Source organism: Rhizobium atlanticum (assembly GCF_030182485.1).
GTDB lineage: Bacteria > Pseudomonadota > Alphaproteobacteria > Rhizobiales > Rhizobiaceae > Rhizobium.
Window position 1 is genome coordinate 20,115 of record NZ_JAQJCJ010000004.1, and the last position, 12,481, is coordinate 32,595.

Here is a 12,481-nt window from a genome sequence, read left to right on the forward strand (position 1 = left end):
CCAGGACCATGGACGCCACCGCGGAAAAACGGCCCTTCAATCTGTCGCGCTGGGCGATCGGACATCCGAGCATCGCCCGCTTCCTCTTCGGCCTGATCATCATCACCGGCATTCTCGGCCTGATGCGCATGGGCCAGCGCGAGGATCCCGAATTTACTTTCCGCGTCATGGTCGTCCAGGCGATCTGGCCAGGCGCTTCCATTCAGGAAATGGAAGATCAGGTCGTCAACAAGATCGAGCGCAAGCTGCAGGAAACCCCGCATCTTGACTGGGTCAAGTCCTATACGCGGGCGGGCAGCGCCATCATCACGCTTCAGGTCAAGGGTGATACGAATTCGAAGGACGTGGCCGATGCCTTCTACCAGGTGCGCAAGAAGGTCGGTGATATCTCCAGCGAGCTGCCGCAAGGTCTGCTCGGCCCCTATTTCAACGATGAGTTCGGCGATACCTTCATCACCCTGCATTCGATCAGCGGCGAGGGTTATACCTATCCGGAACTGAAGAAGTTCGCGATCCAGGCGCGCGACATGCTGCTGACAACACCGGGCGTCGAGAAGGCGGTCATCATCGGCGACCAGCCTGAGAAGATTTATATCGACGTCTCGTCCAAGGCACTCGCCGAGCGCGGCCTGACGATCCTCGACCTGCAGAACGCCATCAAGGGTCAGAACAATGTCGATCCGGCGGGCTCCGTCGATACCGGCCTGCGTTCGGTACGCATCTCTGTCGAAGGCGACGTGAAGAAGGCGGCCGATATCCGTGAGCTCAGCCTTCGCGCAGGCGCCCAGGTGACGCGCCTCGGCGATATCGCCACCGTCAGTTCCGGGCTCGAAGATCCCTACCAGCGCAAGTACCGGTTCAACGGCCATGACAGTGTCCAGGTCGGCGTCGTCATGGCCAAGGGCTTTAATGTCACCGATGTCGGCAAGGATGTGGAGGCGACCTATCAGCGCTTCGAGGAATCGCTGCCTTACGGAGTCGCAATCGATCAGATCGCCAACCAGCCCGACGTGGTAACGGATGCGATCGGCGAATTCATGCATGCGCTCGGCGAAGCCCTCATCATCGTGCTCGTCGTCTCGTTCCTGTCGATTGGCTGGCGCTCGGGCCTCGTCATCGCCATCGCCATTCCGCTGGTGCTCGCCGCCACTTTCGCGCTGATGTACGAACTCGGCATCGACCTGCAGCGCATCTCGCTCGGCGCCCTGATCATCGCGCTCGGCCTGCTGGTCGACGATGCGATGATCGTCGTCGAGATGATGGAGCGGAAGCTGGAGGAGGGACTGGTCAAGATCGAGGCGGCAAGCTTTGCCTATTCCTCAACCGCCTTCCCGATGCTGACGGGGACGCTGATCACCACGGCCGGCTTCATTCCCGTTGGTTTCGCCGCATCGACGGCCGGCGAATATGTCCGCTCGCTGTTCTACGTCGTCGGCATCGCGCTTGTTACCTCGTGGTTCGTCGCGGTCTATTTTACGCCGTGGCTCGGTTACATGATCCTCAAGCAGCGCCATCACGCCGGCGAGCATCATGATGCCTTCGACACCCGCTTTTATCGCCGGCTGCGCGGCACCGTCGGCTGGGCGGTTCGCCATCGGGTGATCGTGCTGCTGTTGACGCTCGGAACCTTCGTCACCAGCCTCTGGGCCTTCCAGTTCATTCCGCAGAATTTCTTCCCGCAATCCTCGCGGCCGGAAATCCTGGTCGATCTCTGGCTGCCCGAAGGCACCAGCATTCGGGAAGTCGAAGTGCAGGCGAAGGCGCTCGAAGCGAAGATGATGGATGATCCCGACAAGCGGTTCATCGCCACCTATATCGGCGAAGGCGCACCGCGTTTCTTCCTGCCGCTCGACCAGCAGCTGCGCAACCCGAACTTCGCCCAGCTGCTGGTTATGGCGAAGGACGAACCGGCGCGCGAACGGCTCATCGTCAAGCTGCGCACCATTCTTGCCGAAGACTTCCCATCGATCCGCGGCAAGGTCGACCGCCTCTTCCTCGGCCCGCCCACAGGCTGGCCGGTGCAGATGCGCATCATGGGGCCTGACCGCCAGGAGGTGCGAGCGATCGCCGATCAGGTGAAGGCGCGCTTTACGGCCAACCCGATGCTCGGCGCCATCCATGACGACTGGCTGGAGCCGGTGCCGGCGATGAAGCTGGTGATCGACCAGGACCGTGCCCGGGCGCTTGGCGTGACCTCGCAGCGCGTGCGCCAGATGCTGCAGACCGCCATGTCCGGGGCGCCGCTCGACGATTTCCGCGACGGTGAGGAGACGGTCTCGATCGTTGCCCGCGAGCCGGATTCCAGCCGCTCGCTGCTGTCGGCGGTTAATTCCGTCTACGTGCCGACGGATTTCGGCGGCTTCGTTCCGGTCTCGCAGGTCGCCAAGGTCGTGCCCGTCATGGAGCAGGGCATCGAATGGCGGCGCGACCGGCTGCCGACGATCACGGTGCGCGCGACGCTGCCGGACGGCGTGCAGCCAAATGACGTCGTCATGAAGATGTATGCCGACATGAAGGACCTGCGCGACAGCCTGCCGGCCGGCTACAACGTCGAGATCCAGGGCGGTGCCGAGGATGCGGCGGAAAGCCAGATGTCGATTGCCGCCAAGGCGCCAATCATGCTCGCCGTCATCATCGTGCTGCTGATGGTGCAGCTGCAGCATTTCGGCAAGGCGATGCTGGTGCTTGCCACCGGCCCGCTCGGCATCATCGGGGCCGCGGCCGCCTTGCTGATCAGCGGCGCGCCCTTCGGCTTTGTGGCGATCCTCGGTGTCATCGCGCTGCTCGGCATTATCATGCGCAATTCGATCATTCTGGTCGATCAGATCGATCAGGACATCAAGGCTGGTATGCACCGGCAGGAGGCGATCGTCGGTGCGGCCGTGCGGCGTTTCCGGCCGATCATGCTGACGGCGCTGACCGCCGTGCTGGCGTTGATCCCGATCTCGCGCGGCGTCTTCTGGGGTCCGCTCGCCTACGCAATGATGGGCGGCATCCTGGTTGCGACGGTGCTCACCATTCTGGTTCTGCCCGCCGGTTACGCCCTTTTCTTCGGCCGCGAGCCGAAGGCGAAGGACGAGCCAGGCCGGGATGCCGACGCCATCCAGGAAGAGGCGGATGACAGACATCCGCCGGCGTTGGCAGCCGAGTGAGGACGGCGCGGCGAAAGCCGCGCCGTTTTCCTTGCAGGTCGCAATCTCACGGTTCTCATCACTGCTCGCTTCGTCTCGACTCGCGCCGATTCCATTGCCGCCTCGAAAAAGCTAAGCTTTTGAAAGCTGCCGGGGCACAAGCCGTCATCCCGGCGGTCTATTGACAGGGGAAGCGCGACCATGGCCGATTATCGTCTGGAAACAAGCTGGCGCCCGGTCGAAAGCAGTTTCGGGCGCTTGACTTTCACGCTCTTCAATCTTTCAGCCGAGCCGCTTTCCGGTTTCTCGCTCGCCTATACGTCGGAGACACGGGTTGCCGAAAAATACGTCTGCGATGGCGGCAGCCTGAAGCGACAAGTCGCGCATTTCCATGAATTCCGGCCGCCCGACGGGCTGAGTGTGCCGCCGGGCGGCCACTGGCGGTTCACCGTCGATGGACTGACCCGAGAGCCGAAACATGTGACATCGGGGGTCAAATCGGCCTATCTGACACTTGGCGACGGGCGCCATATTGCTGTCGCCTTCGGCGATCTGATTCTCGAAGACCGCGATGGCGGAATTGCGCCGCCGCTTCTCCCGTCGGGCCGGGTAGAGGAGCCTTATTCGCTGCTGCCCTGGCCGCTGGCGCTCGCGTTGAAGGCGGGAGAACTGCCGGTCGTCCTTTATCCGGCCAAGGGCACACGACCCGAAGCGGTCAAGGCGCTGTCCCTGGTTCTTTCGCTTTACCAACGGCTCTATCCGGCTGAAAACGTGCCGATCTCGCTCTGCGCCGTAAAGGGCGGACGGGCTATTCGTTTCGTTACCGAATCATCGATCGCTGCGTTCGCCTATGAAATACGATTTACCGCGCATGAGGTCGTGCTCTCTAGCGCGGATGCGGCGGGTCGGCACTATGGCCTGATCAGTCTGGCGCAAATCATGCACGGCGCGCGTGCCAATCGGGAGAGCTTCAGATTTCCGAATTTCGGCACGATCGCCGACCAGCCTCGTTATGACTGGCGCGGCTGCCATCTCGATGTGGCCAGACAGTTCTTTCCGGTGGCTGACGTCATGCGGCTGATCGATATCCTGGCCTGGAACAAGCTCAACATCTTCCATTGGCACCTGACAGACGACGAAACCTGGCGGCTGGAGATCAAGGCCTATCCCCAGCTTACGAAGATCGGCGCGCTGCGCGGGCCGGACGAGGTGCTTGTGCCGCAGCTTGGTGACGGGGCGGAACCGCGCTCTGGCCATTACACGCAGGAGGATGTCAGGCGGATCGTCGCGCATGCTGCGTCACTTCATATAGAAGTAGTGCCGGAAATCGATGTTCCCGGCCATAGCACCGCGACGCTGTTGTCACTGCCCGAACTCGTCGACGGGCAGGAGGCGCCGGACAGCTATCGCGCCGTGCAGGGTTATCCCAATAATGCCCTCAACCCGGCGGTCGAATTCACCTATGAGTTTCTCGGGAAGGTGTTCGACGAGATGGTCACGCTGTTCCCCGGTGAATATATCCATATCGGCGGCGACGAGGTCGCAAGCGGCGCCTGGCTTTCCTCGCCGCTTTGCAAGGCGCTGATGGAACGGGAGAAAATTGCCGGCACAGCGGAGCTGCAATCCTATTTCCTGAAACGGATCAAGGCCATGTTGTCGGAGCGCGGCAGGAAGCTCGCCGGCTGGAACGAAGTCTCGCATGGCGGCGGCGTCGATCGCGACGGCACTTTGCTGATGGCCTGGGAAAAGCCCGCTGTCGGCATCGAGCTGGCACAGCAAGGTTACGATGTGGTGATGACGCCGGGCCAAGCCTATTATCTCGACATGGCGCAAGCGGAAGCCTGGTCTGAGCCCGGCGCGAGCTGGGCTGGCCATGCGCCGCCGGAGCACACCTATGCTTACGAGGCCGAGGGCGAGTTGCCGGATGCGCTGCGGGAGAAGCTGCGCGGCGTCCAGGCTTGCATCTGGACTGAAAACTTCCTCTCTCGCGCCTATTTCAACCGGCTGGTCTTCCCGCGCCTTCCGGCCGTCGCCGAAGCCGGGTGGACGCCATTGGAACGCAAAGACTGGGACCGGTTCGCAGCGATCGTGCGGATGTGGCCGGTGCTTTAAGACGTGATTGCTTCCGCCTTGAGCCCCAACAGCGCTGCGCCGATCAGGCCGGGTTCGATGCGGCATTCACTCGGCACCACCAGCGGACGGTCGACTTTGCGCAGGATGCGGGTACGCACGGCCTTGTCTAGCTCGGCAAGCAAGGGCTCGACATTGGAAAGTCCGCCGCCGACCGGAACGATGGTGGCGCCGGTGATGTTGATCGTCAGGGCGAGCGGTGATGCAACCAGATCGACATAGACGTCGATGGTGCGTGTCGCCTTCTCCTCCCCTTGTCGCCACTGACCGATGATCTCTTCGCTTGAGAGCTTGAGATCATGCAGCGTCTTATGCAGGCGCTCTAGTCCGCGGGCGCCGCCGACAGTGTCGACACAGCCCTTCTGGCCGCAGCCGCAGGCGTAAGCAGGAATGGCGACGGGAGGATTACCGGCCGCCGAGGCGATGATCGGCCCATGACCCCATTCGCCGGCAAAGCCTCCGGCCTCATTGACGAGGCGCCCGTCGGCGACCAGACCGCCGCCGACGCCGGTGCCGAGGATTGCACCGAAGACGATGCGGTGGCCGCGGCCGGCGCCGAGACCGGCTTCAGCCATGGCGAAACAGTCGGCGTCATTGGCGATCAGCACCGGCAAGCCGAGTTCGGCTTCGAGATCGGCCGCGAGCGTGCGGCCGTGTATGCAGGGAATGTTGGCGCAGGTCAGCCGCTGGGTATCGGGATCGACGACGCCAGCAATCGAGAGGGCAATACGGCTCGGGCGTTCGCCGGTTTCGGCGATGATATCGCACAGGGTCTCGACGAAAGCGCCAAAATCATCCTTCGGCGTCGGACGGCGGCCAAGGGAAACGATGTCTGTCTCGGAGCGGGCGATGCCGCCCTTGATGGCGGAACCGCCGATGTCGAATGAAATGATCATTGCCTGCCTGCCGTTTCTCTAGCCTTCAGCGTCTGCTCGCACTGTTGGCAGGGAATTACAAGCCTTGATGCATCTGCCTGCCACGCGCTTGCGGCGCAAGAAAAGCGGCGGTCGAATGTAAATGGCCGCTGACAGGTCTTCTCATTGATTTCCTGTCCCTTAAGTCATTCAATTGGCATATTGCGCGGCCAAGATCGGGCTTGGCATTCCATCATCTAACGGTATCATGACCTTCGAAAACGCCGATCCCCACAGACGCCGAAGACCACGTCCGCCCCGTCCAAAAGGCCGCCGCCTCTCAGCTGTCCTGCGGCAGTTGGCAGGCGATCAAAGCCGGGAGTGGATTTCGATCGGCGATCTGTTCGAGACGATGGGTGACAGGGCGATCAGTGCTCTGATGTTGATCTTCGCGCTGCCGAACGCTTTTCCCACCCCGCCCGGCACATCGGCCGTGCTTGGCGCGCCGCTGGTTTTTCTGGCGGCGCAATTGACCTTCGGGCTAAAACCCTGGCTGCCGAAGGCGATCGCAAACCGCTCGATGCGGCGGGTGGATTTTGAGACTATCGTCGGCCGCATCCATCGCTGGCTCGCCTGGGCGGAGCGCATGCTGAAGCCGCGACTTGCCATCTTCGCCGAACCGCCGGCGGAATATTTCGCCGGCCTCGCCTGTCTGCTGCTTTCGATCGTGCTGGTTCTGCCGGTGCCGCTCGGCAATATCCTGCCGGCAATCACCATTTCGGTGTTCGCGTTCGGCATTATGGGCCGTGACGGGCTTTTCGCGCTCATTGGCTTTATTATGACGACCGTGTCGCTCGTCATTGCCGGCAGCGTGATTTACGGTCTCGCGAAGGCGTCGATTTATTTCGTCATGCAATGGTTCGCCTGAGCGGTTGCGTCAACAGGCTCGACATTTTCGGGAATTTTGTTTTGAACTGGCGTGGATAGAGACTCACATCATGCCGGCGGCGGCAAGCCGGCTCATTTTGCGCGGTAGGCAGTAGATGGCAAAAAGATCCGAGACCCCTGCACGGCTCGACGATGCAGCCCGTGCCGGTTGGCTTTATTATGTCGCCGGACGCACGCAGGATGAAATCGCCGCCACGATGGGCATTTCACGGCAATCGGCGCAGCGGCTGGTGTCGCTTGCTGTCGCCGAGCGTCTGATCAAAGTGCGGCTCGACCATCCGATCGCCGCCTGCCTCGAGCTTGCCAACCAGCTGCGGCGAAAATTCGGGCTGAAACATGTGGAAGTGGTGCCGAGCGATGCGGGTTCCTCGTCGACCACCATCGGCATCGCCGAGGCGGGTGCGGCCGAGATCGAGCGCTGGCTGAAGCGGCCGGAACCGATCGTACTGGCGGTTGGCACCGGCCGCACGCTGAAGGCGGCGGTCGACCAGCTTCCGGCGATCGAATGTCCCAATCACCGGATCGTCTCGCTGACCGGCAATATCGCGCCGGACGGTTCGGCCGCCTATTACAACGTCATCTTCAGCATGGCGGATGCAGTCAAGGCGCGGCACTATCCGATGCCGCTGCCGGTGCTCGTCACCTCGGCCGAAGAACGGGAGCTGCTACATGGGCAGCAACTGGTGCGCTCGACGCTCGACATGAGCGCGCAGGCAGACGTCACCTTCGTTGGCATCGGCGAGCTCGGCATCGACGGGCCGCTCTGCGTCGATGGCTTTCTTGAAAAGGACGAGATGATGGAACTGATGCGTGGAGGCGCCGTCGGTGAAATCTGCGGCTGGATCTTCGATGTCGACGGCAAACTGCTCGACAACCCGATCAACGAGCGTGTCGCCTCGGCGCCGATCCCGTCCCGCGAGGCTTCGATGGTCATCGGGCTCGCCAAAGGCAAGCGAAAATATAAGGCTATCAGAGCCGCCGTCGTCGGCCATCAAATCAATGCTCTGATCACCGACGAAGAGACCGCTGAGTTTTTGCTCAAAAGCTGAGCAAAAAATATAGCAATTAAATCAAAGACAAGACCGCTGCCTTCGGCATCGCAGCAACGATTGTCGATTGACTTTTTTCATGCGATGATGAGTAATTGCTCATGAGCAAAGCGAATGCTCACATCTCGTCTTCTGGGAGGAAGATATGACATTGAGAACTTTCCTGCTGGGCGCCTGCTCAGCATTGGCGTTTGCCGGCATGGCTTCGGCCGAGACGCTGACAATCGCGACCGTCAACAACGGCGACATGATCCGGATGCAGAAGCTGACGGACGACTTTAAGGCAAAGAATCCCGGCATAGACCTTGAATGGGTCACCCTCGAAGAAAACGTGCTGCGCCAGAAGGTCACGACCGACATCGCGACCAAGGGCGGACAGTACGACGTTCTGACGATCGGTACCTATGAAGTTCCGATCTGGGCGAAGCAGGGCTGGCTGCTGCCGCTCGACAATCTCGGCGACGCCTATGACGTCAACGACCTGCTGCCGGCCATCCGCAGCGGCATCAGCATGGACGGCAAACTCTATGCCGCGCCGTTCTATGGCGAAAGCTCCATGGTCATGTACCGCAAAGACCTTTTCGACGCCGCTGGCCTAAAGATGCCCGACGCGCCGACCTGGGACTTCATCGCGGACGCTGCGAAGAAGGTCACCAACAAGGACAAGGAAATCTACGGCATCTGCCTGCGCGGCAAAGCCGGCTGGGGCGAAAACATGGCCTTCCTGACGGCTATGTCGAACTCCTTCGGTGCGCGCTGGTTCGATGAGAAGTGGAAGCCGCAGTTCGACCAGCCCGAGTGGAAGGACACGCTGACCTTCTACGTCAACCTGATGAAGGAAGCCGGCCCTCCGGGCGCCTCCTCCAACGGCTTCAATGAAAACCTGGCGCTCTTCCAGACCGGCAAGTGCGGCATGTGGATCGACGCGACGGTTGCCGCTTCGTTCGTCTCCGATCCGAAGCAGTCGCAGGTCGCCGACAAGGTCGGCTTCGCGCTCGCTCCGGACAAGGGCCTCGGCAAGCGCGGCAACTGGCTTTGGGCCTGGAACCTCGCCATTCCGGCAGGCTCGCAGAAGGTCGAGGCCGCCGAGAAGTTTGTCGCCTGGGCAACGAGCAAGGAGTACACCAACCTGGTTGCCGAGAAAGAAGGCTGGTTGAACGCACCTCCCGGCACCCGCACCTCGCTTTATGCGAATGCGGAGTATCAGAAGGCTGCTCCCTTCGCCAAGATGACCCTCGATTCGATCAACTCGGCCGACCCGACCAAGCCGACCGTCAAGCCGGTCCCTTATGTCGGCGTCCAGTTCGTAGCGATCCCGGAATTCCAGGGCATCGGCACGGCGGTGGGCCAGCAGTTCTCGGCAGCCCTTGCAGGCCAGATTTCGGTCGATCAGGCTTTGAAGAGCGCACAGCAGCTGGCGACCCGCGAAATGACCAAAGCCGGCTACATCAAATAACCTCCTGAGAAGTGGCGGATCCTTGACAATCCGCCCCTCTGAGCCGCCGATTGCCCAAACCGCATCGGCGGCCTCTTTTCCAGATCAAGCTGCATTGCGGCCGCTCGCCGCTTCACTTCAGATCGGTGATTGCCATGGCAACAACACATACTCGCTCCGCGGCGCGCCTGATGATTGCGCCCTCCGTGCTGTTCCTCTTTGCGTGGATGATCGTCCCGCTTGCGATGACGATCTATTTCTCTCTGCTGAACTACAATCTGCTCAGCCCTGGCATGGAGAGCTTCGTCGGCCTGCTGAACTACGAATATTTCCTGTCAGATCCGGCCTTCATCACCGCGCTGATCAATACGCTGCTGCTTGTCGCCGGCGTTCTCGTCGTCACCGTCGTCGGCGGCATCGCCTTCGCGCTGCTGCTCGACCAGCCGATGTACGGCCAGGGCATCGTGCGCATCCTTGTCATCGCGCCGTTCTTCGTCATGCCGACAGTGGCAGCACTCGTTTGGAAGAACATGTTCATGAACCCGGTCAACGGCCTGTTTGCGCATCTTGCGAAGGCGCTCGGCCTGCAGCCGATCGACTGGCTGGCGAATGCGCCGCTCCTGTCCGTCATCCTCATCGTCGCCTGGCAGTGGCTGCCCTTTGCCACCCTCATCCTGTTGACAGCGCTGCAGTCGCTCGACGAGGAGCAGAAGGAGGCGGCCGAAATGGACGGCGCCGGGGCGATCTCGAAATTCATCTACATCATCCTGCCGCACATGGCGCGTGCCATCACCGTGGTGATCCTGATCCAGACGATCTTCCTGCTCTCGGTCTTCGCCGAAATCCTCGTCACCACCAATGGCGGGCCGGGCACCGACAGCACCAACCTCACCTATCTCGTCTATGCGCAGGCTCTGCTGCAGTTCGATATCGGCGGCGCTTCTGCAGGCGGCATCGTCGCGGTCGTGCTTGCCAATATTGTCGCGATCTTCCTCGTCCGCCTCGTCGGCAAGAATCTGGAGGCTTGAGATGGCCAGAAAAGTCACAACTCAGCGCAAGCTCATCGTGACGGTGGTCGCCTGGACGCTCGGCATCCTGATCTTCTTCCCGATCCTCTGGACGTTCCTGACCAGCTTCAAGTCGGAAGCCGACGCCATCGCCTCGCCGCCGCAGTTCCTGTTCTTCCACTGGACCGCGGAGAACTATGCGGAAGTGCAGAGCCGGTCGAACTATCTCAGCCACTTCATGAACTCGGTGGTCATTTCCTTCGGCTCGACGCTGATCGGCCTGATCATCGCCATTCCGGCCGCCTGGGCGATGGCGTTCGCGCCCACCAAGCGGACGAAGGACGTGCTGATGTGGATGCTCTCGACCAAGATGATGCCGCCTGTGGGCGCGCTGATCCCCATCTATCTGATGTTCCGCAATTCCGGTCTGCTCGACACGCGCATCGGGCTGGTGATCGTGCTGACGCTGATCAATCTGCCGATCATCGTCTGGATGCTCTACACCTACTTCAAGGAAATTCCCGGTGAGATCCTCGAAGCGGCCCGCATGGACGGCGCCTCGCTGATGAAGGAGATCGTCTACGTGCTGACGCCGATGGCGGTGCCGGGCATTGCCTCGACGCTGCTTCTGAACATCATCCTTGCCTGGAACGAGGCCTTCTGGACGCTCAACCTCACCGCCTCGAAGGCGGCACCGCTGACGGCCTTCATCGCCTCCTATTCCAGCCCCGAAGGCTTGTTCTATGCCAAGCTCTCGGCGGCCTCGACCATGGCGATCGCGCCGATCCTGATCCTCGGCTGGTTCAGCCAGAAGCAACTCGTCCGCGGCCTGACCTTCGGCGCAGTGAAATAAGAAAAGGGAGACAAACATGGGCAGCATTACCCTTCAGAAGGTTTCCAAGGTCTTCGGCGAAGCCAAGGTCATCCCTTCGATCGATCTAGATATCAGCGACGGCGAGTTCGTCGTCTTCGTCGGTCCATCCGGCTGCGGCAAGTCCACGCTGCTTAGGCTGATCGCCGGTCTTGAGGATGTCTCCGGCGGCAAGATCGTCATCGACGGCAAGGACGCCACCGAGAAGGCGCCGTCGGAGCGCGGCCTCGCCATGGTGTTCCAGTCCTACGCCCTCTATCCGCATATGAGCGTGCGCAACAACATCGCCTTCCCGCTGAAGATGGCGGGCGTCGACAAGGCGGAAATCGACCGTAAGGTGACGGATGCGGCACGAGTGCTGAACCTCACCGACTATCTCGAGCGCAAGCCGCGCCAGCTTTCCGGCGGTCAGCGCCAGCGCGTCGCGATCGGTCGCGCCATCGTGCGCCAGCCTTCAGCCTTTCTCTTCGATGAACCGCTGTCGAATCTCGACGCGGCTCTGCGCGTCAATATGCGCCTCGAAATCAGCGAGTTGCATCAGCAGCTGAAGACGACGATGATCTATGTCACCCATGACCAGGTCGAGGCCATGACCATGGCCGATAAGATCGTCGTGCTGAACCGCGGCAATATCGAGCAGGTCGGCTCGCCGCTCGAACTCTACAGCCGCCCGCGCAATCTTTTCGTCGCCGGCTTCATCGGCTCGCCGAAGATGAATTTCATCAAGGGCCAGAACGCCGCCGAGCTCGGCGCGCACACGCTCGGCATCCGTCCCGAACACATGCTGCTGTCGATGGAGAGCGGCGATTGGAAGGGCAGGGTCGTCGTTGCCGAGCATCTCGGTTCCGACACCTTCCTGCACATAGATGTCGAGGGCATCGGGATGGTGACGGCGCGCGGCAGTGGCGATTTTGCCGCGCAAGCGGGCGATACGGTCTATCTGACGCCGGACCGGTCACGCATTCATAAATTCAACGAGGGCGGCCTTGCCATCTGAGCAGGCGGCCGGCTGGGGGCAAGCATGCGAGCCGGGCGATGGCGCCCGGCCGTCTCGGC

At 61.5% G+C, this 12,481-nt stretch carries 9 protein-coding genes; 8 read left to right on the forward strand and 1 reads right to left on the reverse strand.

The features are described from left to right. The first annotated feature begins 8 nt into the window (after nt 1–8). Complete coding sequence (locus PH551_RS07380) at nt 9–3,152, forward strand: efflux RND transporter permease subunit (protein WP_285192482.1); 3,144 nt, start codon at nt 9–11, stop codon at nt 3,150–3,152. Between the two features lie 180 nt (nt 3,153–3,332). Further along, complete coding sequence (locus tag PH551_RS07385) at nt 3,333–5,243, forward strand: beta-N-acetylhexosaminidase (protein ID WP_285192483.1); 1,911 nt, start codon at nt 3,333–3,335, stop codon at nt 5,241–5,243. Here PH551_RS07385 and PH551_RS07390 read toward each other — a convergent pair. Continuing rightward, nucleotides 5,240–6,157 (reverse strand): ROK family protein, encoded by a 918-nt coding sequence (locus tag PH551_RS07390; RefSeq protein WP_285192484.1) that lies wholly within the window; start codon nt 6,155–6,157, stop codon nt 5,240–5,242. The two genes, PH551_RS07385 and PH551_RS07390, sit on opposite strands and share 4 nt — an antisense overlap. Nucleotides 6,158–6,464: 307 nt before the next feature. Here PH551_RS07390 and PH551_RS07395 point away from each other — a divergent pair, with 307 nt between their 5' ends. The 6 genes from PH551_RS07395 (at nt 6,465) to PH551_RS07420 (ending at nt 12,422) form a co-directional block, all read left to right on the forward strand. Then, nucleotides 6,465–7,043 carry an exopolysaccharide biosynthesis protein gene (locus tag PH551_RS07395; protein ID WP_285192700.1) on the forward strand — a complete coding sequence of 193 codons (579 nt, stop codon included), beginning with the start codon at nt 6,465–6,467 and terminating at the stop codon, nt 7,041–7,043. Nucleotides 7,044–7,158: 115 nt separating this feature from the next. Then, nucleotides 7,159–8,112 (forward strand): sugar-binding transcriptional regulator, encoded by a 954-nt coding sequence (locus PH551_RS07400; RefSeq protein WP_085779554.1) that lies wholly within the window; start codon nt 7,159–7,161, stop codon nt 8,110–8,112. A 145-nt stretch (nt 8,113–8,257) separates the two neighbouring features. Continuing rightward, nucleotides 8,258–9,568, forward strand: a complete 1,311-nt coding sequence (locus PH551_RS07405) for an ABC transporter substrate-binding protein (RefSeq protein WP_085779553.1) — start codon at nt 8,258–8,260, stop codon at nt 9,566–9,568. A 134-nt stretch (nt 9,569–9,702) separates the two neighbouring features. Further along, nucleotides 9,703–10,575, forward strand: a complete 873-nt coding sequence (locus PH551_RS07410) for a carbohydrate ABC transporter permease (RefSeq protein ID WP_285192485.1) — start codon at nt 9,703–9,705, stop codon at nt 10,573–10,575. A gap of 1 nt (nt 10,576) precedes the next feature. After that, on the forward strand, nt 10,577–11,407 hold the full coding sequence (locus PH551_RS07415; RefSeq protein WP_285192486.1) for a carbohydrate ABC transporter permease: 831 nt from the start codon (nt 10,577–10,579) through the stop codon (nt 11,405–11,407). A 16-nt stretch (nt 11,408–11,423) separates the two neighbouring features. Then, nucleotides 11,424–12,422 carry an ABC transporter ATP-binding protein gene (locus tag PH551_RS07420; protein ID WP_285192487.1) on the forward strand — a complete coding sequence of 333 codons (999 nt, stop codon included), beginning with the start codon at nt 11,424–11,426 and terminating at the stop codon, nt 12,420–12,422. Nucleotides 12,423–12,481 lie beyond the last annotated feature (59 nt).